At 72.5% G+C, this 24657-nt stretch carries 23 protein-coding genes; 14 read left to right on the top strand and 9 right to left on the bottom strand.

Annotated elements, in window-relative coordinates:
- The first annotated feature begins 259 nt into the window (after positions 1-259).
- Positions 260-1588, top strand: a complete 1329-nt coding sequence (locus WME75_RS44195; protein ID WP_437484040.1) for a S41 family peptidase — start codon at positions 260-262, stop codon at positions 1586-1588.
- Positions 1589-1637: 49 nt separating this feature from the next.
- Here the strand turns inward: WME75_RS44195 and WME75_RS44200 are convergent, their stop codons facing one another.
- The 4 genes from WME75_RS44200 to WME75_RS44215 all read right to left on the bottom strand — a co-directional run bounded on the left by WME75_RS44200 (position 1638) and on the right by WME75_RS44215 (position 6822).
- On the bottom strand, positions 1638-2885 hold the full coding sequence (locus WME75_RS44200; RefSeq protein ID WP_437484042.1) for an FAD-binding protein: 1248 nt from the start codon (positions 2883-2885) through the stop codon (positions 1638-1640).
- Positions 2864-4648 carry a glycerol-3-phosphate dehydrogenase/oxidase gene (locus WME75_RS44205; RefSeq protein ID WP_437484045.1) on the bottom strand — a complete coding sequence of 595 codons (1785 nt, stop codon included), beginning with the start codon at positions 4646-4648 and terminating at the stop codon, positions 2864-2866. Before WME75_RS44205 ends, WME75_RS44200 begins: the two co-directional genes overlap by 22 nt.
- A gap of 84 nt (positions 4649-4732) precedes the next feature.
- Positions 4733-5476 carry a glycosyltransferase gene (locus WME75_RS44210; RefSeq protein WP_437484047.1) on the bottom strand — a complete coding sequence of 248 codons (744 nt, stop codon included), beginning with the start codon at positions 5474-5476 and terminating at the stop codon, positions 4733-4735.
- Positions 5473-6822 (bottom strand): protoporphyrinogen/coproporphyrinogen oxidase, encoded by a 1350-nt coding sequence (locus WME75_RS44215; RefSeq protein WP_437484050.1) that lies wholly within the window; start codon positions 6820-6822, stop codon positions 5473-5475. The genes WME75_RS44210 and WME75_RS44215 overlap by 4 nt, the downstream gene beginning before the upstream one ends.
- Positions 6823-7054: 232 nt before the next feature.
- Between WME75_RS44215 and WME75_RS44220 the strand changes: the two genes are divergently transcribed.
- The 5 genes from WME75_RS44220 to WME75_RS44240 all read left to right on the top strand — a co-directional run bounded on the left by WME75_RS44220 (position 7055) and on the right by WME75_RS44240 (position 12184).
- Positions 7055-9037 carry an aconitase family protein gene (locus WME75_RS44220; RefSeq protein WP_437484053.1) on the top strand — a complete coding sequence of 661 codons (1983 nt, stop codon included), beginning with the start codon at positions 7055-7057 and terminating at the stop codon, positions 9035-9037.
- A gap of 134 nt (positions 9038-9171) precedes the next feature.
- Complete coding sequence (locus WME75_RS44225) at positions 9172-9402, top strand: TIGR04563 family protein (RefSeq protein ID WP_012241296.1); 231 nt, start codon at positions 9172-9174, stop codon at positions 9400-9402.
- Positions 9403-9444: 42 nt separating this feature from the next.
- Positions 9445-10365 carry an alpha/beta fold hydrolase gene (locus WME75_RS44230; RefSeq protein ID WP_437484055.1) on the top strand — a complete coding sequence of 307 codons (921 nt, stop codon included), beginning with the start codon at positions 9445-9447 and terminating at the stop codon, positions 10363-10365.
- The gene (locus tag WME75_RS44235; RefSeq protein ID WP_437484058.1) at positions 10362-11543 is read left to right on the top strand and encodes a hypothetical protein; all 1182 of its coding nucleotides are present in this window, start codon (positions 10362-10364) and stop codon (positions 11541-11543) included. The genes WME75_RS44230 and WME75_RS44235 overlap by 4 nt, the downstream gene beginning before the upstream one ends.
- A 200-nt stretch (positions 11544-11743) precedes the next feature.
- Positions 11744-12184, top strand: coding sequence for a YbjN domain-containing protein (locus tag WME75_RS44240; protein WP_437484060.1), 441 nt, complete (start codon positions 11744-11746; stop codon positions 12182-12184).
- 31 nt (positions 12185-12215) lie between these two features.
- Here the strand turns inward: WME75_RS44240 and WME75_RS44245 are convergent, their stop codons facing one another.
- Positions 12216-13514, bottom strand: coding sequence for a formylglycine-generating enzyme family protein (locus WME75_RS44245; protein WP_437484063.1), 1299 nt, complete (start codon positions 13512-13514; stop codon positions 12216-12218).
- Between the two features lie 86 nt (positions 13515-13600).
- Between WME75_RS44245 and WME75_RS44250 the strand changes: the two genes are divergently transcribed.
- The 4 genes from WME75_RS44250 (at position 13601) to WME75_RS44265 (ending at position 16013) form a co-directional block, all read left to right on the top strand.
- The gene (locus WME75_RS44250) at positions 13601-13864 is read left to right on the top strand and encodes a hypothetical protein (protein WP_437484065.1); all 264 of its coding nucleotides are present in this window, start codon (positions 13601-13603) and stop codon (positions 13862-13864) included.
- A 10-nt stretch (positions 13865-13874) separates the two neighbouring features.
- Positions 13875-14837 carry a prepilin peptidase gene (locus tag WME75_RS44255; RefSeq protein WP_437495052.1) on the top strand — a complete coding sequence of 321 codons (963 nt, stop codon included), beginning with the start codon at positions 13875-13877 and terminating at the stop codon, positions 14835-14837.
- Complete coding sequence (locus WME75_RS44260) at positions 14834-15193, top strand: YXWGXW repeat-containing protein (RefSeq protein WP_437484068.1); 360 nt, start codon at positions 14834-14836, stop codon at positions 15191-15193. Before WME75_RS44255 ends, WME75_RS44260 begins: the two co-directional genes overlap by 4 nt.
- 124 nt (positions 15194-15317) lie before the next feature.
- Positions 15318-16013 (top strand): hypothetical protein, encoded by a 696-nt coding sequence (locus tag WME75_RS44265; RefSeq protein WP_437484071.1) that lies wholly within the window; start codon positions 15318-15320, stop codon positions 16011-16013.
- A 14-nt stretch (positions 16014-16027) separates the two neighbouring features.
- Here the strand turns inward: WME75_RS44265 and WME75_RS44270 are convergent, their stop codons facing one another.
- Positions 16028-18049, bottom strand: coding sequence for a serine/threonine protein kinase (locus WME75_RS44270; RefSeq protein WP_437484074.1), 2022 nt, complete (start codon positions 18047-18049; stop codon positions 16028-16030).
- A 386-nt stretch (positions 18050-18435) separates the two neighbouring features.
- Here WME75_RS44270 and WME75_RS44275 point away from each other — a divergent pair, with 386 nt between their 5' ends.
- From WME75_RS44275 to WME75_RS44290, 4 genes are all read left to right on the top strand, one after another.
- Positions 18436-20214 carry an AMP-dependent synthetase/ligase gene (locus WME75_RS44275; RefSeq protein WP_437484077.1) on the top strand — a complete coding sequence of 593 codons (1779 nt, stop codon included), beginning with the start codon at positions 18436-18438 and terminating at the stop codon, positions 20212-20214.
- Positions 20215-20216: 2 nt separating this feature from the next.
- A complete protein-coding gene (locus tag WME75_RS44280) occupies positions 20217-20930 on the top strand; it encodes an HAD family hydrolase (RefSeq protein ID WP_437484080.1) in 714 nt (237 codons plus the stop codon).
- A 127-nt stretch (positions 20931-21057) separates the two neighbouring features.
- Complete coding sequence (locus tag WME75_RS44285) at positions 21058-21432, top strand: hypothetical protein (protein ID WP_437484083.1); 375 nt, start codon at positions 21058-21060, stop codon at positions 21430-21432.
- Between the two features lie 10 nt (positions 21433-21442).
- Positions 21443-21754, top strand: a complete 312-nt coding sequence (locus WME75_RS44290; RefSeq protein ID WP_437484086.1) for a hypothetical protein — start codon at positions 21443-21445, stop codon at positions 21752-21754.
- Between the two features lie 232 nt (positions 21755-21986).
- On the opposite strand, the gene WME75_RS44295 is transcribed toward WME75_RS44290, so the two are convergent.
- The 3 genes from WME75_RS44295 to WME75_RS44305 form a co-directional block, all read right to left on the bottom strand.
- A complete protein-coding gene (locus WME75_RS44295) occupies positions 21987-22400 on the bottom strand; it encodes a hypothetical protein (protein WP_437484089.1) in 414 nt (137 codons plus the stop codon).
- A 296-nt stretch (positions 22401-22696) separates the two neighbouring features.
- Entirely contained in the window at positions 22697-23020 is a 324-nt protein-coding gene (locus WME75_RS44300; RefSeq protein WP_437484092.1) for a YtxH domain-containing protein, read from the bottom strand.
- Positions 23021-23213: 193 nt separating this feature from the next.
- On the bottom strand, positions 23214-24359 hold the full coding sequence (locus tag WME75_RS44305) for a hypothetical protein (protein ID WP_437484094.1): 1146 nt from the start codon (positions 24357-24359) through the stop codon (positions 23214-23216).
- Positions 24360-24657 lie beyond the last annotated feature (298 nt).

Here is a 24657-nt window from a genome sequence, read left to right on the forward strand (position 1 = left end):
GCGGAGGCGAAGCTGGACGATGAGGAGGCAAGTTCCACGTTCAGGCGCGCGAAGATAGCCGAACACTTCTCCTAGGACAAACCATGCGCCCCGTACCTTGGGCATCGCGGCGCGACTTCGACGGGCCGGTCGGTACGCCCGCGCTGGCGCGCCCCGAGCCGGCTGCGGCGTCCTGGCCGACGGGGCGCCGGGGCAGGCGTCGAGCCGAGCGCGGCCGCGCGCTGGCCGCGGCCGCCCGCGGCGCTGCTATGGTCGGCGGATGCGACGCTTCTCGAGCTGGATGCGCACCCTGGGGCTCATCGCTGCGGCCTTCGCGGGGGGGGCGGCGACTTCCCACCTCGCGGGCGCGAGCACACAGGCGCAGAGCCCCTACGCCCCGCTCGAGCAGCTCGCGCGCGTGCTCGTGCTCGTCGAGAACCAGTACGTCGAGCCGGCACAGCGCAACAAGATCATCGACGGCGCCATCAAGGGAATGGTCGCGGAGCTCGACCCGCACTCCGCGTACATGAACGCCTCCGAGTTCGCCCAGTTCCAGGAAGAGACAGGGGGGACGTTCGGCGGCGTCGGCATCGAGGTCGATGCCAAGGACGATCACATCACCGTGATCGCGCCGATCGAGGGCTCGCCGGCGGCGCGGGCGGGCATCCGCTCGGGCGACCAGATCATCGCGATCGACGGCCGCCCCGTGCGCGGCGAGCGCCTCGACAAGCTCGTCAAGATCATGCGCGGGCCCCCCGGCTCCCGGGTGAAGCTCACGATCCGCCGGCAGGGCGCGGCCGAGCCGCTCACGTTCGACCTCGCGCGGGAGCAGATCCACGTCACGAGCATCGCCGCGAAGCGCCTCGATCGGGACGTCGCGTACGTCCGCGTGAAGCAGTTCCAGGACGGCACCCACGAGGAGATGCTCCGCGCTGCGGCGAGGCTGCGCGCCGCATCGAAGACGCCGCTGGCCGGGGTGATCCTCGATATGCGCAACAACCCCGGCGGCCTCGTCCACGAGGCGGAGGCGCTGGCCGACGAGTTCCTCTCGTCGGGGACGATCTACTCGACGCGCCAGCGCAACCAGGTCGTCGACGAGGCGAAGGCGCACGACGGCGGCGCGTTCGCCTCGCTGCCCGTCGTCGCGCTGGTGAACGAGTACTCCGCGAGCGCCGCCGAGCTCGTCGCGGGCGCCCTGCAGGACAGCGGGCGCGCCACGGTCGTCGGCGCGACGACCTTCGGCAAGGGGTCGGTGCAGACCATCTACGAGCTGCCCGGCGGCGCCGGGGTGAGGCTCACGACGATGCGCTACTACACGCCGAAGGGGCGCTCGATCCAGGCCCAGGGCATCCGGCCGGACATCGTCATCGAGAGCGCGCAGCAACAGGTCCCGGCCGCCATCCTCCGCGAGCAGGATCTCGAGGGGCACCTCCCCGCCGAGGGGTCGCTCCGCGGCGGCTCGCCGAGGGCCGTGCTCGTCGAGAAGCGCGCGGAGGCCGCGGCGCGCGACATCGCCGGCGACGTGCCCGCCGATCCCACCCGCGGGAGCGATTTCGCGCTCGCCGTCGGCTACCAGCAGCTCCTCCGCGCGATCCCGGCGAGCCGCTAGCGCAAGGTCGCGCGCGGGGCGAGCTGCGCTTTCGCGCTCGCGTCGCGCGTCAGGCCTCGGCGCCGGCGCGGAGCCCGGTCGTCACCGCGTCGAGCACGGTGCGCGCCCTCCCGGCGAGGGTCGCCCCGGCCGCCAGGATCCCGGGGGCGGCGCGGACGCCCTCGCACCGCACGCCCACCGCCTCCAGCGCGCCCGGCCGCTCGCCGCGGGGCCACGCGATGACATCGAGCTCCGGGCCCTGCATGGAGCTCACCACGCCGAACGCGCCACGAGCGTCGCCCATCGTGACGGGCGCCTCGATCGAGAGCGCGAACGGCGCGGCGCCGCGGGCCGGGAGGTCGGGGCCGGCGAAGCGCTCGGGCGGGGCGTACGCGATGCCTCCACCGGCGAGACCGCCGACCGCCAGGATCACCGCGTCCGCTGCGAGCGGCACGTCCTCGCCCTCGACGTGGACCGCGACGCCTTCGCCCGGTTCCCCCGGTCCCCCGTGGCCACCGCCCACCGCGCGCACGCGGCCGTGGCGCCGCGGCGCCCCGATCGCGGCGAGCAGCGCGTCGCGCGCCGCCTCGAAGCGGAGCCCCGCCGGCGAGCCGGCGCCGATCAGCGCCTCGCCCACCGGGACGCCGAGGCGCGCCGCGAGCGCCTCGGCCCGCGGTGCGCGCGCGCCGAGCCAGGGGCCGAGCAGGATCGCCCCCGCGCCGCCCGCGCCATCGAGCGCCTGCCGGAGCCGCTCGAGGAGCCACGAGAGCCGCGCCGGATCGTCGTGCCGGGCCGCGAGATCGCCGTCGGCGATCCGCCGCTCGTCGTCGAAGCGCAGCACCGGCGCGTCGACCGGCAGGAAGCGGAGCCCCCGCGCCCGGGCGAACGGCTCGTCCGTGAGCGCCTCCGCGAGCGCGTCGGCGTCCCACGCGGCGCGCGCCGCGCGCGGGATGAGGACGCGCGTGCGGCGGAGCGGGGCGAGATCGAGCAGCGCGCGATCCCTGCCGCGGGCGGGGCGGATCCGCCCGGCGACGGTGGCGAGGCGCACGCCGGTCGCCTGCGGCACGTCCCACAGGCCGAGCTCCGCCGCGAACTGCCTCATCGCCGGCGCGAGGTCGCCCGCGGGCAGGTCGCTGCCGAGCAGCCGCGCGGCCCGCTCGAGCTGCTCCCACGGGACGTCGTCCACCGCGCCGCCGGCGAGCGCCGTCTCACCGACGCCCGCGGAGATCACGGTGACCCGGGCCCCGCGCCGCGCCGCGCTCCACGCGGCGGCGAGCCCGGCGACGCCGGCGCCGATCACGAGGATCGATCGCGCCACGCTCTCTCCTCCGGCTCCCGCGCGGGGCGCGTCGACCGGCGATCGCCGTCCTCGCACGCCGCCGCGGTCATCCCGTCGTCCGCGGGCGCGCCGAGCTCCGACCGCACGCTGGCGATCGCGAGCGCCTCCTGCCTTGCCTGCTCCGGGCCGAGCGCGACGGCGCGCGTCATCGCCTGCCGCGAGAGGAACTCCATCGCCTGCCGCATCCCGTCGCGCGGCGGGAGCGAGAGCTCCTGCGCCACGATCTGCCCGCACCTCGCCGCGCAGCGCATGCCCCCGCACGCGCCGAGGCCGAGCCGGGTGCGGCGCGCGACGTCGGCCACGCTCCGTGCGAGCTCGTGCCGGAGGACGTAGCGCACCTCGGCCTCGATGACGGGCTCGCAGGGGCACACCGTCGCCGCCTCGCGCGGCCGCTCGCGCACCCGCTCCTCGATCCGGAGCGCGCGCGAGCCGTGCCGGTACACGAGCCGCCGCGCGGCCACCGCGTCGATCTCCAACCGCCGCGAGAGCGCGAGCGCGTCCACGGCGCGATCGCCGCCGGGCAGCGCGGTCGTGTGCGTCACGCAGCGGGCGCCGAGGTCGAAGCGCCGCGCCAGGACGTCGGTCATCTCCTGGGCGAAGAGCCGGAAGCTGGCCAGCTTGCCGCCGATCATCGAGTAGAGGCCCGGCGCGCCGTGCGCTGCGTGATCGATGACCTGGTGCTCGCGCGAGAGCGCGTCCTCGGTCGGTCCGTACGCGTAGAGCGTGGGCCGCACGCCCGCAAACGTGCCGATGGCGCGCGCCTCGTGGATCTGTGGGAACACGCGGGCGATGCCCTGGATCAGGTACCTGACCTCCTCGCTCGTCGCGCGGACCTGATCGAGATCGCCGTAGAAGTCGTCGTCGGTCGTGCCGACGACGCTCATGTTTTCCCAGGGCTCGACGAAGATCTGACGGCCGTCGATCGTCTTCGACATGATCGCGTAGTTGGTGAGGCGCCGGTCGAACACGACGTGCACGCCCTTGCCGGGCCGCACCCGCGAGCTCGAGGCGGGGAGGCCCGCGAGCGACGCGGTGATCGGCGACCACGCCCCGGTCGCGTTCACGACCGTGCTCGTGCGGAGGCGCCCGCCCTCCCCGGTCACGCGGTCCCGGTAGCGGACGGCGACGACCTCGCCGGTGTCCTCGCGGCGCTCGATCCGCTCGACCGTGTGCCCCACGTACACCCTGGCCCCGCGCTCGATCGCGTCGACGGCGTTGGCGATGCAGAGCCGCGCGCCGTCGATCCCCCACTCGTCGAAGCTGAAGCCGCCCACGAGGTCTCCATGCAGCCCCGGCTCGAGCCTCCGGAGCTCGTCGGGCGACAGGCGCGCGTGCGGCTTGCCGCGCTTGAGCGGCTGGTACTTGTCGTACGCCTCGAAGAAACCGTCGGCGAGCGTGTAGAGGATGCGCCCGTGCCTCGCGTTCTCGAACGGAACGAGGAAGGGGATCCGGAAGAGCAGGTGCGGCGCGATCGCCTGGATGTGCCCCGAGTCGCGGCACGAGTTCTCGGTCACGTGCGGATCGCTGGTCAGGTACCTGAGCCCGCCGTGGATCATGCCGCTCGAGTTGCCGCTCGCGCCGAACGCGAGATCATTGCGCTCGAAGAGGGCGACCTTCAGCCCCCGCTGCGATGCGTCACGCGCGACCCCCACGCCGTTCACACCGCCGCCGATGACCACGACGTCCACGTCGGTGTCGGCGCGGCGGGCGGGTCTTGCGGCGCTCGAAGGGAGGATCGTCACCTGCGGCGTATAGCATGCCAGAACTTTTCCACGAGCGGGCCCAGCCTCGCGCGTGGCGCTGCAGATGCCGGACGAGATCGGTCGTCAGCCGCGGACCCGGATCGCCCAGGTCAGCTTCGCGAGGCTGCGGAGCACGTTCGGGACGCGGCGCGTGAGGTTGATCGAGGGGCGCCGCTTCTCCAGCACGCGGACGGGGATCTCCTCGATCCGCAGGCCGGCCCGGTAGGCGCGGATGACGAACTCGCTGGCGAAGACGTCCTTGTCCACGACGCACTCGCGCGCGATCCCGAGGAGCGGCTCGCGCAGGAACGCCTTGAGCCCATGCGTGTCCGTCCCGCGGAAGCCGAGCGTGGCGCGGAGGAGCCCGTTGTACATCTGGCTCGCCGCGTGCCGCGCCCACGGGCGGTCGTCGCGCGCCCCCTGGATGAGCTTGGACCCGATCACCATGTCGACGTCCCCCGCCCGCAGCATCGCGATCGCGTGGCGGTGGAAGTCCACGTCGCAGAGGTCGATCTCGTCGCAGAGGACGAAGCGCCCGCGCGCCCGCTCGATGCCCGCGCGGAGCGCGGCCCCATAGTTCGGCTCGCCGATCGAGAAGTGCCGCACTTCTGCGTACTTGCGCTCGAGCTCCCCGGCGATGGCGAGGGTCCCGTCGCGCGAGCCGTTCTCGGCGAGCACAAGCTCCCAGCGCCAGCCGAACGGCAACAGCCGCTCGCGCAGGTCCACGACGGCGGCGTGGAGGATCGCCTCTTCGTTGTAAACGGGGATGATGATGGAGATTTCCGGCGCTTCACCCGCGTCGCCGGGGCCGGGATCCGCGGCGCTCACGGCGCGCCTCCGAGGAGCGCCTGCGCCCGGCGCGCCGCGTCGCGCCCGAAGTGGAGCGCGTCCTCCATCGAGGAGTAGTTCCAGCCGCCGTAGCGCCCGCACGAGAGGACGCGCTGGCCCTCGAGGAACGGTCGCACGGCCTCCAGCGACCCGAAGTAGCTGTGATCGAACACGACGTACGCGTAGTCGATGCGGCGCAGCCGGGCGAAGCGGATGGCGCTCGGGGCAGGGATGAGGCCCATCTCGACGAGGCCCTCCGCGACGCGCGGGAGCAGCGCCGCGAGATCGGGCTCGGCGCGATCGGCGAGCTCGACGTAGAGGCCGGCCTTGCCCGGCGGGGCCATGTCGGCGGAGAAGTTGGAGTAGCAGCCCACGCGGTAGAACGGGTACTTCGCCTCCGGGACGTAGACCCAGTGCAGCGGCTTCCCGCACGGCGTGTCGAGCGCCACGTCGAGGTAGTGAAGGTGCGTGCAGCGCAGCCGGGAGGCCGCCTCGGCGACGCCTCGAGGCGCGTCCGAGAGGAGCCGCACGAGGGCGGGCAGCGGCGCGGACGACACGAGCACGTCGTACCGGACGATCTCGTCGTCGAACACGAGCTCGCGCGCGCGCCAGTCGATCGTCACGGGCGCGCGGCCGAGCTCGATCGCCGGCGTGCCCGCGTCCCGCGGCCGCTGCTCGGCGAGCGCCCGCGCGAGCCCGTGCGTCAGCTGCCCGATGCCGAGCCGCGGGTAGAGGAACTTCGCATTGTAGCCGAGCTCGCGGTCGTTCAGCCCGACCGCTCCGGCGAGCACGTCCTCGAGCTTCGGCAACGGGACGAAGCGGGAGCACCAGTCGGCGGTGATCTCGCTCGGGTGGACCCCCCAGAGGCGGCTGTTGTAGGGGATCATGAAGTGGCGGCTGATCCCCTCGCCGAAATGCGCCAGGCAGAACTCCTCGAAGTTCCTCGGCTGGGGCCGGTCCTGCGCGAAGTGCGCCTCGATGAAGCCGCGGAGGCACTCGTAGGCGACGGCGGGCGGCAGGCCGGCGGTGTTCGCCTGGAACGGATACCGGGTGTACGTGCCGTTCGACCAGATCATCGAGCGCCGCTCGATCTCGAGAGGGTCAGGGCCCAGCCAGCCGAGCGCGAGCTCCCGGGTCGCGGGGTCGCGCAGGTGGAGGAGGTGCCCTGTCCGATCGAAGCGGAAGCCGTCGTCCTCGAGCGTGATCGCGTGGCCGCCCGGGCGCGGCAGGCGCTCGAACACCCGGTGCGGCACGCCCGCTCGCCCGAGGTGGTACGCGGCCGCCATGCCGGTCAAGCCGGCGCCGAGGATCGCCACGGGAACGCTGGAAATCGTGGGTCGGGTCATCGCTCGCGGCCCGGCCGCGGCCGCGAAGACACCACCTCCCCGGTGCGCCGTCAAGGCGCGGTGGCCCGCCCGGCGAGGCTCGCCCATGCTGGATTTCCTGCCCTCGGCGTGAGGCGGGCGGAGCTCCGCGCACGGCGGCGAAGACCGCCGTTGGCGCCTCCGCTCAGAGGGACTAGGTGTGTGTCTTGTCCCCGGCGCGCGTGCCCTGCGCTCCGGGGCGTCCGAGGTGCAGATGCCCATCCCCCGCCGCAAGTCGGTCCAAGTCACCGGGAGGATCCTCTACCTGACCGAGGACTCGGCGCACCTGAAGCAGCAGCTGGCGGGCGGCGAGCTTCGCTTCGAGCCCGAGCAGCACAAGCTGATCGACAACATCTCGACCGACGAGCTCACGCCGGGGTGGGTCTGTTACTACTACGACGAGACGCTCGCCCGGTACTGCCTGGTCGGCCTGCGCGGTGGGCTCATCGAGCGCGACGCCATCAAGAACGGCGGCTTCGGCGTCATCGTCAGCGGGCGCTCGAAGGGGTGCGGCAGCTCGCGCGAGACGGCGCCGTACTCGGAGCGCGAGGCCGGGATCCAGATCGTCGTCGCGCGCAGCATCGAGAAGATCTACGGCCAGAACTGCCAGAACATCGGGCTGCTCACGACGACCGATTTCTCGCTCCTCGACCGGCTCGCGCGGGGCGATGAGATCCCGATCGGCGAGTTCACCCGCGGGCTCGACCCGATCAGCGCCGACGTCGTCGAGTACGGCGGCCTCTTCGCCTACAACAAGGCGCGGATGGCCGGCGAGGTCTCGCCGCCGACGCTCGACACGCCGCCGCGGCCGATGACGCTGTGCGAGAAGATCATCGCGGCGCGCGCGATCGTGGACGCCAGGGCGGACAAGATCGGGGTCCCGGCGGTGAAGCCGGGTGACGCGCTCTTCGTCCGCATCGACGTGCGCTTCTCGCACGAGTACGTCACGCCGATGGCCGAGTCGCTCTTCCGGGCGGGCTTCGGGCCGGACGCGGCCGTCACCGGGCCGGAGAGCGTCTTCGCCTTCCGGGATCACCTCACGTTCCTCGACCGCGTGATGCCAGAGGCGCACCTGAAGCTCGGCCTGCGGGAGCAGGCGGCCTCGCTCGCGACGGTGCAGCAGGCCTTCACCGAGCGACACGGGATCAAGCTGTACGGCGAGGTCGAGCGCGGCGGCAGGACCGTGGGCTCGGAGGCCATCTGCCACAACAAGGTGATCGAGGAGCTCGCGCTGCCGGGGCAGGTCGTGGCCGGGACCGACTCGCACACCTGCATGGCGGGGGCGCTCGGGTGCTTCGCGTTCGGCGTCGGATCGACCGACATGGCCAACGCGTGGCTCACGCGCGATGTCCGCCTCGCTGTGCCGCAGTCGGTGCGCTTCAACCTGACCGGGCGGCTCGGGGCGGGGGTCACGGCGAAGGACGTGATGCTGTTCCTGCTCTCGCAGCCGTTCTGGAAGACGGGCCAGGGCATCGGCAAGGTGCTCGAGTTCGCGGGCGACGGCGTCCGCGCGATGGGCCTCGACGAGCGGGCGACGCTCACCAACATGGCGGTCGAGGCGGGCGGCTTCACCGGCATCATCGAGGCCGACGAGGAGATCGTGCGCTACCTCGTCGAGCAGCGCGGGCTCGCCGCGGAGGACGTGCGCGCGCGCATCGTGCGCGCGGATCCCGGCGCGGAGTACATGGCCACGTTCGACATCGATCTCGCCGCGGTCGAGCCGATGGTCGCGACGCCCGGCGATCCGCGGAACGGCGTGCCGCTGCGGTCGCTCCACGAGGTCTCGGGCGGCGAGGTGAAGATCGACATCGCCTACGGAGGCTCGTGCACGGGCGGCAAGAAGGCCGACATGGACATGTACGCGTCGGTGCTGCGCCGTGCGGTGGAGCAAGGCAAGCGCGTCGCCGAGGGCGTGCACCTCTACATCCAGTTCGGCTCGCAGGACATCCGCCGCTACGCGGAGGCGAAGGGCTACCTGGAGATCTTCGAGAAGGCGGGCGCTGAGCTCGTCGACCCCTCCTGCGGGGCGTGCATCAAGGCCGGGCCCGGTGTATCCGACCGCAAGGAGCAGATCACGGTCTCGGCCATCAACCGGAATTTCCCGGGCCGAAGCGGCCCCGGCCAGGTCTACCTGGCCAGTCCCCTGGTCGTCGCGGCGAGCGCGATCGCGGGCAAAATCGCTTTCCCGCAGTCATGACGCAGAGCGCCTATCGCGGAGTTGCATACATGGTGCCCGCAATCGGCATGATGGAAAAACGAATGCTTTCCACGGAAGTGCGCCGTACGGTAAGGTGATCTTCTGTGGCGGATCGGGAGGAGCCCCAAGAGCGTATGACCGACAAGGACACGCTGGCGAAAAACAACGAAGCCTCGAAGACGGACAAGCGGAAGCAAAGCCTCTACTTTCCGGAGTCGATGCTGCAAGAAATCAAGGAGGAAGCGGCGCGGCTCGATCGCTCGCTTTCTTGGGTTGTGCAGCGCGCGTGGAAGCTGGCGCGGATAGACATCAAAAAGCTTCCCAGTGTCAATGACGTGGCTGACGACGAGGATAGCGGCGACTAACATCGCCGCGAGCCTCGCGTAAGACGCGTCGCTCGGGGATCGATGGGTCGAGAGCTCTTCGCCGCCGGGAAGGACGGTACGCGGATTTATGTCCGCTACCGGGAAGGTCCCGGCGGCACCGGAAGCTTGGCCAGCGGGGTCGGGGCGGGCTCGGAACGCCTCACCGCGGTGCTCTGCGACGGCATCGCCTGCGACGGCTTCATCTGGAAGTACCTATGGGACGACCTGGCCCGTACGGTCAACGTCGCCCACTGGAACTATCGTGGCCACGGGCGGAGCAGCCTGCCTGTCGATCCGAAGGCGGTCGAGCTCCGCGACCACGCGAGCGATCTCGCTGCGGTGCGCGCGGCGATCGGCGACGGCCCTGTGGTGCTGTTCGGGCACTCGATGGGTTGTCAGGTCATCCTGGAGCATCTGCGGACCCACCGCGAGGGGGTGTGCGGGCTCGTGTTGATCTGCGGCTCGTCCGGCAGGATCACGCACCACTTCAAAGGCACGGATGTGCTCGCGCAGCTCTTGCCGCGGGTGATCGAGCAGGTTGACGCGTACCCGCACATCGCGCGCGCCATATGGAGCCGTGTGCCGGCGCCGATGGCGCTCCGGATCGCGCTGCTCGCCCGCGAGGTCGACGCGAGCGCGGTCACCCCGGCGGATCTGCTGCCGTACATGCGGCACATGGTCGACATCGATTTCTCGATGTTCCTCCACATGCTGCGCAGCGCCGGCGAGCACTCGACGCTCGATCTGCTCCCGCAGATCGATCTGCCCGCGCTCGTGATCGCCGGCGATCGCGACACGTTCACCCCGCCTCGCCTCGCCGAGGAGATGGCGGCGGCGCTGCCGCGCGGTGAGCTGATGATGGTGAGCGGCGGCACGCACGTCGTCCCGCTGGAGCGCAAGAAGATGGTCATCGAACGCGTGGAGCAGTTCCTGCTCGAGCGCGTCATCGCGAAGCACGGATGAGCCGCCGCGCGCGAGACGGGCGCGCGCCCGGACCGGCGCGCGGGCTGCTGCGACGCCTCGGCGGCGCGGCGTCGCGGGGCCTGCTCGTCGCGGGGGCGATGATCGCGGCCTCGTGCGCGCGGCCGTCGTCCGAGCGCAGCGGCGGGGCCGCCGGCGCGATCGCCGCGCTGGCCGAGAACGAGGCCGCGCCCGCGCCCAGCGCGCCCGAGGCGCGCTCGTCGCCCGCGCCGCCCGCGCCCCCAGCGCCGGACGCTGGAGCCACGGGGGACGCGCAGCTCGAGCGCGCTGCGGGGGACGCGCACGTCGCGCGCGCGCTCCAGCGCTCGCCGCTGCGCGCGCTGCGGCTCACGGGCAAGCTGGCCGACGGTCGGTTCGAGGCGATCCTGGCGCTCGGCGCAGGCGTCGAAGGAGCGGCGCCGCGCGAGGTGAAGGTGAAGCTCGCGCCGGCGCAGAAGAAGGCCCCGCTCGCGTTCCGGCGCCCGGTCGCATTCTATCGCCTTGCGAGGGCGCTCGGCGCGCACGTCGTGCCCGTCGCCGCAGCGCGCCGGATCGGCGTCGGCGAGCTCGTGGCGCTCATCGGTCGCGAGCCGAACGCGCGCAAGCTCCTGCGTCGCTTCGCGGTCATGAACGACGGGACCGTCGACGCGCTGGTCCTCGCGCCCGCTCCGGGTCCACCCGGCCCGCGCTGGGTGTCGTCTCGCCGGCGATCGGTCCGCTTCGATGACGCGCCCGAGCTCGACGTGTGGGCGCGCTGGGCCCGCTCCCCGTCGCCAGCGCGCGGTGAGCGCACCTCGATCCTCCGCGATTACCTGGAGGTGCTCGCGCTCGACTACCTGGCCGGCAATGGGCTCCGGAAGGAGATCGTCATCGACGTGAGCGCGGGGGCCCTCAGCCTGGAGGCCAACGCGAGCGCCTTCCCGCTGCACGTGAAGGCGCGCGAGCTGGATCGGCAGCTAGAGCGCCTGGTGGAGGCGGCGCGCTTCCCCCGGGCGCTCCGCGACGCGCTCGCGCGGTTCGGACCCGAGAAGGCCGCCGCGGCGCTGCGCCCCGGCGGGTTCGAGGACGAGCTGGTGCCGCCGCGCGCCCTCGTCGAGCTCGAGGAGCGGAGGCAAGCGCTGCTCAGCCTGATCGAGGTGAAGATCGCCCACGGCGGAGAGGACGCCGTCCTCAGCCTCTAGCGCGGGTGCCTGTCGGAGCTCTGCCGCCGCGGCGCGCGATCCGCCCGAGGCGCCTGCGTCGTTGCACAGAGCTCGGCTGCGCGGCCGCGCCGGCGCCGGACGCGCCTCGGGCGCCCCAGGGCGACCCGCACGAGCGTCTCGCCGCGCGCGCACCTTGATCTCCGGCGCCAGCGGGGCGATCACGTTGAACCGTGATCGACGTGGCGACCCTGCAGCGCTGGACGGAGGACATCGGCTACAGCGCCGAGCTGGAGAAGCCGTCGACCCTGCGCATCCGTCCGCGCGAGGAAGGGGTCGTCGAGCTCCCGCCGTTCTTCGTCCAGTGCACCGAGAACTGGGTCGTGCTCTCGATGTTCGGCGTGCTCGATCCGGTCGACACGGACGGCCGCGACGAGGACGGAGCGAGGCTTACGCCCCTGGCCGAGGGGATCGGTCAGATGCTCGGCCTGCTCCGTCACCTGATCGAGGCCAACCGCGACATGCGCGTCGCCAAGTTCGCCCTCGACGAGCGGAACCAGATCCTGCTGTGCGCCGAGCTGCCCACCGAGTCGCTCGACCGCTCCGAGTTCGTCGATACGGTCGAGCGGCTCATCGAGTACGCCACGACGTACCGGCACGCCTTGCTCGGCACCGACGCCTGACAGGTCGGGCACGGCCGGCGCTCTCGCGCGATCACCGCTGCGTGATCACCACGCGGTGGTCGTCCCGGTAGGAGATGTTGCCCGACTCACCGCGGCAATCCCAGCAGGTCGCCCACGTGAGCCGCCGCCGCACGTAGCCGTTGAAGCCGAGCGCGATCGGCCCCGGCTCGCCCTTCAGCAGGAGCGACGACGCGATCCGGTAGCGGTCTCCAGGGAGCTTCAGGAACGCGACGATGAACGTGTCGTCGTCGGACTTCCCCGTCACCACGAGCACCTCCTCGCCCGGCGCCGGGTTCCAGAGCAGCGGCGAGGTGGTGAGCGTCGTGTTCGGGGGCGGGCCCGCCTCGGGCTGGAGCGCCGGCGTGCCGCTCGGCGACAGCCGCGTCCGGCCCCGGCTGAGCACGACGTTCACGTCGTCAGGCTCCTTGAAGAAGGACACCTCCCCGCCGAGATCGCGGAGCTGCGGCACCGACGCGAGCAGCTCGGCGACCTGCTGCGGCCCGATCTCCGCGCGCCGGAACGTCTGCTGCCACTGCGGCGACGGGATCGACGCCGCGTTCGGCGCGCCGTGGCAGCACCGGAAGCCGATGTCGTCGCCCGACGCGCTCGGATCGACCGCCGCGCGGCGCGCGCACCGATGATCCACGCCGCTCGCGCTCGCCGTGGCCCCTCGCACGGCGGCGGCCTTGGGCTGGAGGTCCTCGATCGGCGCGACGTCGCTCGCGGTCCACTCGCGCAGCGCGGCGCCCATGCCGACGACGCCGAACCCGGACGCGCACGACGCCGGCGCCTTGGCGCACGCCGGGTCCCACGCGGCCCCGCCCGCGTAGGGCGTCCCCTCAGGGCCCTTGCACGCGCGCTCCCACTCGAGCTCGGCGCACAGCCGCCCGCCGGCCTGCTGGCAGAGCTCCGAGGCGCGCGCCCGCGTCACGCCGGTGAGCGGAGCCTGCGCGGGGTCGTTCGGGTACAGGTAGCGATCGATGGTGAAGCCGCCCAGCTCGATGTCGAGCAACGCCGGCTCGAGCGTCGGATCGCGCCCCTTGTCCCCGGGCGTGCTGCCCGCGACGAGCTTCCCGGCGGGGATCTCGATGCGCGCGGGCCCCGCCGCCGCGGCGCCGGCCTGCGGCATCGCGCTCGCGGCGGGCGACTCGTTCTCGGCCGCCTCGAGCACCTTCCCCGGCGGCGCGGCCGTCACCGGCGGGCCTCCGTCCGCGCGCCTCTCCCCGGCCTGCTGCTGCTGCTGCTGCTCCGCGCGGCCGCAGCCGGACCCTCCGGTGATGCCGGCGGCGACGAACAGGATCAGGGCAACGGCGGGCGTCCTCGTCGGCACGGTTCCTCGAAAGCGCTCCGCCTTATGTCGCAGGACCCCTCGCCCGTCAAAGTGCGCGCGCTATGCTGGCCGGGATGGGGCAGGGCGTGAGCGACGCACCGGATCCGATGGCCTCGCAGATGGCGCAGCTCCTCGCCAGCAGCGATCTCGACGAGCTGCGCGAGATCGTGAAGCGGTGGGTCGCCGAGGCGCCGACCGAGGGCGTGCGGCGGCACTACCAGGAGCTCGGCGGGCGCCTCATCGACCTCAAGGCGGCGCTCTCCGAGAACCCCGTTCAACCCACGGTCGCGGAGCTCGAGCAGGCGCTCACGATGATGCTCCGGCTCGCGGCCTCGAGCCCGAGGACATGAGCCGCCGGTGATGCTCGCCGACTTCCCTCCGTGGTTCCTGCGCGCCTTCGCGCTCTGCTTCGGCCTGCTCTGGGGGAGCTTCCTCAACGTCGTCATCCACCGCGTCCCGCGCGAGCTCAGCGTCGTCCGGCCGGGCTCGCGCTGCCCCGCGTGCGGCACGCCGATCCGCGCCTTCGACAACATCCCCGTCCTCAGTTACCTCCTGCTGCGCGGTCGCGCCCGTTGCTGCGGCGCGCCGGTGTCGCCGCGGTATCCGCTCGTCGAGGCGGCGGGCGGCGTCCTGTCGCTCGCGATCGTCGAGCTCATCATCCTCCAGCTCCCCTGGTCGACGCCGATCCTCCACGCGCTCGCCACGTACACCGCCGATCTCGCGCTCGCGCTCGGGCTGCTCGCGGCGACGTTCATCGACCTCGAGCACATGTACATCCCCGACGCGATCACGATCGGCGGCGCGGTGCTCGGCGTCGCCACCGCGTCGCTGCGCTCGATGGGCTTCACCGACGCGCTCCTCGGCGCGGCCATCGGCTTTTCCGTCGTCTGGCTCCCGTTCGTCGTGCTCTACCCGCGGATCCGCGGCGGCCGCGTGGGCATGGGGCTCGGCGACGCGAAGCTCCTCATGCTGGCGGGCGCCTGGTTCGGCTGGGGGGGCGCCCTCTTCGTGCTCGGCGCCGGCGCCATCCAGGGCTCGATCGTGGCGATCGGCATGCTGCTCCTGCGCGGGAGCATCGAGGAGCCCGAGGCGGTGCGCCTCGAGCGGGAGCAGATCCGCGCCGAGCTCGCGGCGATGTCCCCCGAGGAGCGCGTGGCCGCCGAGAAGGAGATCGCGCAGGATCCGCTCGCCGAGGCGCCCGGCGAGGGGTTCGGCCAGGCCCGCATCGCGTTCGGCCCGTTCCTCGCGCTCGCGACGCTGGAATGCCTGCTCGTCGGCCGCGACGTCCTCGACGCGTATTTCTCATGGATCGACGCCGGATGAAGGCCCAGCTCCGCCGCGCGCTCGGGGCCCCGATCGCGCTGCTCCTCGCCCTCGCGGGCTGCGGCAGCTCGCTCCCGCTGCCTCCGACCGGCCCCCACCTGCCGAGCGAGCCCGCGGTGGTCGTGCCCTATCCGCCGCCGCCGGCGCGGGTCGAGATCCTCTCGCCGCCCGAGGAGCCGGGCCTCGTCTGGATCGACGGCGAGTGGCAGTGGCGGAGCCGCCGCTGGGCGTGGCAGCCGGGGCGATGGGAGGCCGTCCCGCCGGGCGGGTATTTCGCTCCCACCGCCACCGTACGCCGCTCCGACGGATCGCTGGTGTGGTTCGCCGGGGTGTGGCACGTGCCCGGCAAGAAGTGATCGACGCCGCGGCCGTGCGATGGAAAGTCACCCCGTGCCGAGGGGCTCGACGCCCGCCGCCTGGCCGGCGCCGGCGAGCCAGCTCGGCGCGCCGTCCCCTGCACGGATCCATGAGCTCAGCCCCATGATGCTTGCCTGGTCGTTCGCAGCGCGCACACCCGACGAAATCGCCCGACTCCTCCGCGCTCTCGGCAAGCACCGGTACGTGCGCGAGGTCGATCATCGGCTCCACTGGTCCGTCGATCACGCCCTCGCCGAGCTGCCGGAGTTCGCGCCGCCCGCCGCCGCGTTCCAGGCGCGCCTGAAGAAAGAGCGCGGGATCGAGCTCGGCTCGCGCGATCCTTCGCTGTGGCGAGAGGCGAGGACCGAGGAGGTGATCGCGGCGCTCACGGCCTTCTGGACCCCCGACGAGGCGGCGGAGCGCTACCGGGGCCGCCTGCTCGAGGCGCTCGCGCGGACGGGCCTCCCCGAGGCCACCCACGCCCCCTTCGCGTCGGCCCCGAACGACCCTCCGCACCCGGAGCTCGTGCTGCTCGACTGGGAGCTCTACCCCGTGGACGAGCTCGATGCGGACCGGCACGCCGGGGCGCTGGCCGCCATGGAGGAAGCCGAGGAAGAGGTGAGCGCGTCGGCGCCGATCTACAACGAAGGCCCCGTCCTCGCGGCGCCCGAGCTCTGCGGGGGGGCGCCGAACGGGCTGCTCGAGGACGACTTTCTCGTGTGGTCGGACGGCCCCTACAGCTACTCGGATTACGTGTTCCGCGGGGTCGCGAAGGCGGCCAAGCTCGTCGATCCGCCCACGGGCTACAGGGATCTGTAAGCGCGTCCGTCGCGTCAGTACGGATCGGGCTTCGGCGGCGGGAGGGGCGGAGCCTCCTCGGCGGGTGAGGCGAGGGGCGGAGCCACCTTGGCAGGGGGCGCGACGGGCTGCGCGGCGGCCTTGGCCGCGGGGGAGGGGGCCGGCCCCTTCTGCGCCTGGTAAAGCGTCACCTCGAGCTCGATGTCCCTGTCGAACACGAGCATCCGTCGCTGCGCGACGTGGCCTGGAGCGGAGATCTCGATCCGGTGCGCCGCGCCGTCCTTGATGAGCTTGCCATCGAAAGGATTCGAGGGGAGCGCGACCCCGTCGACGAGGATCTGCGCGCTGGTCGGGCTCGCCTTGATCGACGCGCGGAGGAGCGCAGCGTCCGCCCCCGCGCGTCGGGCGCTGCTCTCGGCTGCCGGCGGCGAGAGCTCGGCGCTCGGCAGTGTCGGCGCAGGCGGTGCGCTCTGGGCCGGCGGCGCGGTCATGCGGGCGCTCTGCCGGCCCGGATCGCGCACCTTCAGGTACAGCGTCGCGGCACCGATCAGCGCGATGACCGCTGCGGACGCGACGAGCGGCAGCCGCGAGCGCCGCGGCGCCGGCGCGGGCTGAGCGGCGGGGGCGGGCTCGGTCCGCACGACGGCGTGGAGCGTCGCCTGCGGCGGGCTCGAGCGGTGGAGCGGACGCGCAGGCGTCGAGGGCGAGGAGGTCGTGATCGCCCCCTCATCCGAGGAAGGATAGGAGTCGAGCGGCTCGCGCATCGGCAGCGAAGGCAGCTTCGACGCGCGGCCGGCGAGCTCCGCGCCCCCCGCGTCGGGGCCGTGCTCCCGCAGCTGCTTGAGCTGGCGATCGATGATCGCCCGGATCTCGGCCCGCTCGTGGGCGAACAGCTCGCCCATGAGCTCGCCGACCTGCTCGGCCGCCACCTGCTCTCTCAGGCGCTCCGCGTAGCGATCGAGCTCCGCGCGCAGATCGGCGGCCGTCGAATAGCGCCGGTTGGGCGAGTGGGCGAGCGCCTGGGCGCAGATGCGCGCGAGCTCGAAGGGCACGTCGGGGCGGGCGGACCGCACGTCCGGGATGTCCCGCATCAGGCGCGAGATGATCTGCGGATCCGTCAGGCCGCGCCAGAGGCGGCGGCCGGTGAGCACCTCCCAGAGGATGACGCCGGCCGAGAAGAGGTCGGCGCGCCGATCGATCTGGGAGGAGTGCGAGAACGCCTGCTCCGGCGCCATGTACGCGACCTTGCCCTTCAGCGTGCCGGCCTGCGTCTCGACGACGCGGTGTGCTGCGAGGGCGATCCCGAAATCGACGATCTTCACCTGTCCGTCGTACGTGATGAAGATGTTGTGGGGGCTGACGTCGCGATGCACGACGTGGAGCGGCGTCCCGTCGTAGTCGACGAGCTCGTGGGCGTAGTGGAGGCCGGCCAGCACCTCGCTGAGGATCCACAGCAAGACGGCGAGCGGGATCGCGCGCTCCCGCTCGCGCGCGCGGGAGATCACCCGGCTGAGCGGCTGCCCGTCGAGGTACTCCATGGCGATGAAGTACTCGCCGTCCGCGAGGCCGACCTCGTTGGTCTGCACCACGTTGCGGTGGTTCAGCCGGGCGGCGAGGCGGGCCTCGTCGAGGAGCATGTCCCGGAACTCGGGCTCGTCGGCGATGTTGGGCCGCAGGCGCTTGATGACCTGCAGCTTGCTGAAGCCTGCCGGCCCCACCGCGACCGCCAGGTGCACGTCCGCCATGCCCCCGTGCCCGAGCGTCGCGATGAACCGATACTTGCCGAGGCTGCGCGGGTCCCGGTCGGAAGGGGACAGCGGCACGTCCGGCGGCGCATCCCGGCCGACGGGGGTCGGCGCGTCGCGCTCCGGGCGCCGCATGGGGACCGTCGGCGGGGGCTCGGCGGACACAGGGACGGGCAGCTGCGTGGACCGCAGGGTCCGAGCGTCGATCGCAGTCTGCACATGCTCCGGCGGGCCCGAGGCGGCGAGCTCGTTGCTGCGAGCGGAGTCCACCGCCCAGTCAGCCTCGTCGTTCGTACCCTTGGGCTCGCTCACCGCAGAATGGTCCTGATCCAGCGACGTCCAGTCAAGCTGGCGGCAGCGCGGGCAAGCGCTTGCACCGCATCGGGCGGGCGCCGATCGCCTCGCCCATGACGATCGGCTCGCCCATGACGGCGAGCCGGCGTCCGACCCAGAACCGCAGCCCTGACCACCGCCGGGCCGCCCACGCCGGAGCGCGCAGCCGCCCTCGCGCGCCGGACGAGCGCGCGCCCTGAGCGCCGCCGGACAGAAGCGCGCAGCAGGATCGCCTCGCCCTCAGCAACCCGACGCGGCGGCTGCTATTGTAAGAAATATCACTCGCGGCGAGGTTCCTGTACCTGGGGGGAGGATGTGAGAAGCTCGCCCTGACTTGCGCACCATTTCTCGTGAAGAGGTAGCCGATGCCCTGTGACTCGATTCCGCGGCGCTTGCTGGGTCAGGCGAAGGCGCGGCCCGAGGCTCCAGCCCACTACGTCAAGGAGGGTGGGTTCTGGAGGATGACCAGCTTCCGGGAGTACGCGAGCGAGGTGCGGCGCGCCGGCAAGTCGCTCATCGCGCTCGGCGTCGCGCCCGGCGACAAGCTGAGCCTCCTCTGCTTCAACCGGCCCGAGTGGGTGGTGCTCCACGTGGCCGGCATGGCGATCGGGGGCGCTCCCGCGGGCATCTACACGACGTGCTCGCCCGAGGAGGTGCGCCACGTCGTGCACCATTCGGCCTCGAAGCTCGTGCTGGTCGAGAACAGGGGCCAGCTCGAGAAGGTCCTCCGCCAGTGGGATCGGCTGCCGCAGCTCTCGTGGGTGGTGCTGATGCGGGGCGCGGCGCCGGAGGGCGATCCGCGGGTGCTGTCGTGGGACGAGTTCCTCTCCCGGGGCAGCCGGATCTCGGACGAGCTGCTCGAGCAGCGGCTCGACGCGCTCGAGCCGCGGGGGCTCGCGACGCTGCTCTACACCTCCGGGACGGTGGGGCCGCCGAAGGGGGTCATGCTGAGCCACGAGAACCTCACGAGCTCGGCCGACCTGGCGGCGCGCATCCTCCCGGTCTCGCCCTGGGACATCGGCCTGTCCTACCTGCCGCTGTCGCACATCGCCGAGCAGATGTTCACGATCCACATCCCGGCCTCGGTCGGCGCGGCCGTGTACTTCGCCGAGTCGATGGAGGCGCTCGCGGACAACCTCAGGGAGGTGCGTCCGACCGCCTTCTTCGGGGTCCCGCGCGTCTGGGAGAAGATGAGGGCCGGGGTCGAAGCGAAGCTCTCCGGGGCGAAGGGCCTGCAGAAGCTCTCGCTCGATCAGGCGCGGCGCGTCGGCCTCCAGCACAGCGAGCTCCGCGCGCGGGGCGAGAAGCCGGGGCCGTTGCTCGCGCTGCAGCACCGCCTCTTCGACAAGCTCGTCTACTCGAAGGTGAAGGCGGCCCTGGGGCTCGGCCGGGCGCACGTGTGCAGCAGCGGCGCGGCCCCCATCGCGAAGGAGCTCCTCGAGCTCTTCGCGTCGCTCGATCTCCTGATCACCGAGGTCTACGGTCAGTCGGAGGTGACCGGCGCGACGACCTACAACCTGGCGGGCAGGACGAAGCTCGGCTCCGTCGGCCCCGTGGTGCCGGGCCTGGACGTGAGGATCGCCGACGACGGCGAGATCCTCGTGAAGGGGCCGACCGTGTTCCTCGGCTACTACAAGGACGAGGAGGCGACGGCGCAAGCCCTTGTCGACGGCTGGCTCCGCTCGGGGGATCTCGGCAGGTTCGACGAGGAAGGGTTCCTCCACATCACCGGGCGGAAGAAGGAAATCCTCATCACGGCCGGCGGAAAGAACGTCTCTCCCAAGAACATCGAGGAGGCGCTGAAGCGCCACGGTCTCATCGCCGAGGCGGTGGTCGTCGGCGACGGGCGCAGGTTCCTCACGGCCCTGCTCGTGCTGGCGCCCGACGCCGTGAAGCGCTTCGCGGCCGAGCGCGGGCAGAGCGGCGATCTCTCGCGCGCGTCGCCGGAGATCCAGGAGGCCGTGCAGCGGGCCGTCGACGAGGTGAACGGCCAGCTCGCGCAGGTCGAGACGATCAAGAAGTTCTCGATCCTGCCGCGCGGCTTCACCATCGAGGACGGCGAGCTCACGCCGACGCTGAAGATCAAGCGGCGCAACGTGAGCCAGAACTTTGCGCGCGAGATCGAGGCGATGTACGCCGAGTGATCATGCGCAACGAGCCTGCTACCGCCGTCTCTTTCGACTTTGGCCAGACCCTGGTGGAGCTCGACACCGGGCTGCTCTCCGCCCGCCTCGCGGAGCGGGGCATCGCCGCGTCCGGGGAGCAGCTGGAGGGGGCGGTCGACGAGGGATGGCGCGCCTACAACGACGCGATCCTGCGCGGGCTCGGCGGGCACCCGTGGAAGATCATGATGCGTCGCCTGCTCGAGGCGGGCGGCGTGCCGGCCGGCGCGCTCGACGCGGCGGTCGACTGGCTCTGGACGGAGCAGCCCCGGAAGAATCTCTGGCGCCGGCCGATCGCCGGGATGATCGACGTCGTGGTCGAGCTCAGGCGGGCCGGCGTGCCGGTCGCGGTGCTGTCGAACTCGGAGGGCCGGCTCGCCGAGCTGGTCGAAGAGCTCGGCTGGTCTGCGCACTTCGTGGCGGTCGCGGATTCGGGGCGGCTCGGGTTCGAGAAGCCGGGCAGGGAGATCTTCTCGTGGACAGCCGAGCGCCTCGGCGCGCCGCTCGCCGCGGTGGTCCACGTGGGCGACTCCCTCGCTGCAGATGTCGACGGCGCGCTCGCGGCAGGAATGCGAGCCGTCTGGTTCAAGGGCGATCCGCAGCGGGCGGCGCAGATGCCCCACGCCGAGCGCGTGGCCGTGTGCGACGGCGCGGGCGCGCTGCGCGGCGCGCTCAGGACGTTCGGCGTGCGCTTCTAGGCGGTCCACCTTCGTGCGCCAGCACGAGGCTCCGCGCTCGTGGGCCCGTCAGGCGGGCGGTGGTCCGCAGGGGCGCAGCCGACGTGCAAGGCCACCGCGGGCCGCGCTCCACCGGCGCCCTCCTTCTGTGAGCACGAACGTCCCGGAAGGCGCCTTCGCCCCGCGCGCGTCGCGCGCGCTTCTCTCCGGGATCTCCTCGTCCTGCTGCCCCGCGCTGGCGCGCCGGTCTCCGGATCGTGCAGCCGATGCACGTCTTTCGGGTGGTTCGGGCATTGCTGGAGACCGGCTCACGATGGTCGTCAAGGATGCAAGCATCGAAGAAGAGCCCGTGCTCGGGGAGCGGCAAGCGAACGTTCCCGCCGTCTTCCCTCGCGTCCTCAGCGAGGCCCGCCGCGCGGACGAGCGGCTTGTCTCGCTCGTGCACGAGCGCCCCGTGGCCACGCTGTGCGTGGTGGCCGCGGTGGGCTACCTGATCGGACGGGTCGTTACACGGCTGGGTTGAGGAGGTCACCATGACGGAAAGCGAGGTCGAGGCGACACGGGAGCGCGAGGCGCGGGAGAAGGTGAACGACGCGCTCGGTCGGCTCGACGCAACGGAGGTCACACGGGCGGTCTCGGCGTTCGCGCGGGAGAACCCGCATGTAGCGATCGCTGCGGCGGCTGGGCTCGGGTTCCTGCTCGGTGGGGGCCTGACGCCGCGCGTGCTCAGCAGGCTCGGGTCCTTCGCGACCCGCAGCTATGTCAAGAGCACCTTCGCTCAGGCGGTCGGAACCTTCCTCGACGAGCAGGCGCGATCCCAGGAACAGCTCGGATCGTCGCCCTGACCCCCCACCACCTGCGCGTGCGCCTCCGGCGGCACCTGCGCCGCGTCTTGCGGGATGCGCGCCGCCCCACGTCGCACCCGTCGTGCGGAACCTCGGCCAGGACAGCGCTCGACGGCCGCCCCGGGCGCGCGCACCGGGACGCGCGCCCGGGGCGGGCCGCTGGCGCGAGGCGTCGCCTTGGCCGCTGCGCGCCGGTCGTCCACGAGGTCGCGCCGCGCCGGGCGAGCGTCCATCAGGCTTGACGGCTGTACGCCTTGCGGATGCGCCGACCGCCGCTCTCGCTCAGCACCTCTTCGACGCTGCGGGACACGTCGGGCAGACACCGGACGGAGAGCACCGCGCCGCCGCCCGTGCTGCCGGCCTCGTCGAGCCGCCGCGCCTCGTACTCGGGCAAGCGCGCGCCGAGCACGGCGCCCAGCAGGGTGCCGGCCGCGCCGGCGGCGCCCGCTCCGGCGAGGCACGCGACGAGGGGCCCCGCCAGGAACGCATCGAGCCTCGGGATGATCAGCGCGCCTCCCGCCGTCATCGCGGCGAGCGCGCCCCCGAGGAGCCCTCCGATCACAGCGCCCAAGGCGGCCCCTTCGGACGCCTTGCTGTGGATCGTCAGCTCGATCTCGCCCAGACGGGAGTGCGGCTTGGGCACCATGCTGATGTCCTCGGCGGCGACGCCCAGGGCGAGGAGGCGGCCAAGCGCGCCCGCGGCTTCCGTGCGGCCTGGGAAGAATGCAGTGAGCGTCCGGTAATACATCATTCGACGAGGGCCCCTGTGACGCGCTTCGCGAGGTGGCTCGTTCAATCCATCTGCTCTCGGAAAAGCATCGCTTGTGCCGCTCGGGCTGCGCAGATGTCGCTCGGCCGCCGGAAAGCGTTCGGGAAATGATGGAAGGCGCCGCGCCGCGCTGGGACGGTGCGGCGCCTTCGCGCCCTGCTCCGGGGGCTCGCTCAGCGAATGCCGAGGTCGTTGGCGAACGAGCGCTCCCCGGGGGTCGCGCTGGTGCTCTCCTGGATCTCGTCCTGAGCCCGCCGCGCGGCGCCCAGGGCGCGATCCTTGACCTTCTCGGCGCGCTCACGCAGCCGGCCTGTGCTGTCGCGCAGCCGGCGGCGCGCCTCGTCACCCGAGGTCGGCGCGACCAGGACGCCGACCCCGACCCCGACCGCGACGCCGAGGCCGAGGCCGATCGAAACGGGAACGATCCAGTCGAGTGAGCTCCTTCTCCTGTAGGGGAACATGTCGGCCATGTAGTAGACGAGATCGGTTGCCTTCATTGTGGCTCCGTCGGTTCGCACAGCGTTCGGGGCGCGAGCATCGCGTATCCCTCAGCGTGGATTCACGTGGCTGGAACAGTGACCGGCGGGACGTGAGGCAGCGCGCATGCCAAGGGCATATTGCGCACGGAGGGAGCAGGGCGCGCGGGCGCCCTGCCGTGGATACGAGCGCGGTGCGAGGAGCGCCGCTGCGCTAGCGGCAGAAGCCGTCGACGCAGACCCCGCCGTCGCTGCAGGACGTCTCGGGCTCGCATTCGCCGCCGAGGTTCTCGCTCGATCCGCACACCTGATGCACGCCGGAGAACGTCGTCACGGTCCTGCACTCGCTCAGCGAGGGCGACTGGTTGTCGCAGGCGTTCGGGTTCGGCTGCTCGCACGAGATGTAGCAGCTGTGGTGCAGGCAGATCGACCCCGGCGCGCAGACGTCCTGCGCGCCATCCTCGCCGCACACGAAGTTGCTCGACTGATTCGGGATGCAGCCGTTCTCGACCCAGACGTCGCCCTCGGGGCAGTCGGCGCCGTCGCTCCTCGGAACGCAGGCGCCGTCGACGCAGACGGCAGCGGGGCCGCCGCAGTCGTCGGTGATGACGCAGGGCTGCGCAGGCTGGGAGCAGATGCCGAGGGTCGCGTCGCAGCGGTAGCTGCCGGGGCAGTCCGCGTCCTCGCTGCAGGCCGGCGTGCATTTGCCCTCGACGCACTTGTCGTTGACCGGACACTGGGTCTGGTCGAAGCACTGGTCCTGAGGCGCGGTGCAGATGCCGCTCACGCAGAGGTAGTCAGCGCCGAGGCCGGCGCAGTCGGCGTCGGCGCCGCACGCGGCCGGGGTCGCCGGGACGCAGGTCGCAGCGTCGCCGTTGCCTTCGCAGACATAGCCGTGGATGCACCCGAGGGGCTCGCCGCTCGGGAGGACCTGATCGCAGCTGCCGGGCTGGCACGTGCCGTCCGGCGCGCAGGTCTCGCCCTCGGCACAGTCGTCGGGGTTGCCGCAGTACACCGCGTCGCCGCCGCCCCCTCCGCTGCCGCCGCCGCCGCCTCCTCCTCCCTCCCCGGAGGAGCCGGTCGCGACGCACGAGGCGGTGTGATCGTCGGCGATCACGCACTCGAAGCCGCCGCTACACCCCCACGTGGTGCAGTCGCCGACGTGGCATTCGTTGTCATCGCCGCAGGTCTCGTTGACCCCGCAGTCGGCCGGCTCCTCGCAGCCGTTCGAGCTCGGGACGCCGGGCCCGCAGTCCTCGGCATCACAGAAGTAGTGGCTGTCGGCGTCATCGTAGATGGGGCAACCCGCGAGGAGGGGCGCCATCACGCTCGCGAGACCCAGCAGAGTAAGTCGCTTCATTCACCGTCTCCCGAAGGCATTCGGCCGCCCGGCGTCGAGGGGCGGCGCCCTCGCGCGTGACGGTCGCGACCGGACGAGCGTAGCAAGCGACATGCCCCGAACAAGCCCGGCGAGGCGCGGCAAATTTCGGCCGCTCGCGCGCGCGCCGTGAAGCCGCGTTCACGTCGGGATGTGGCCGCGCGCGGCGCGACGCTGCGCGGCCCATGCGCCGCGCCTCGCGGAGGCCGGTTCGCAGCGACCGGGCAGGATGGCGCGGCGCGGCGCGGACCGCCTGGGGCGCGCAGGGGAACCCGTGCTA

The organism is Sorangium sp. So ce1014 (genome assembly GCF_051521505.1).
In the GTDB taxonomy this organism is placed as follows: Bacteria; Myxococcota_A; Polyangia; order Polyangiales; family Polyangiaceae; genus Sorangium.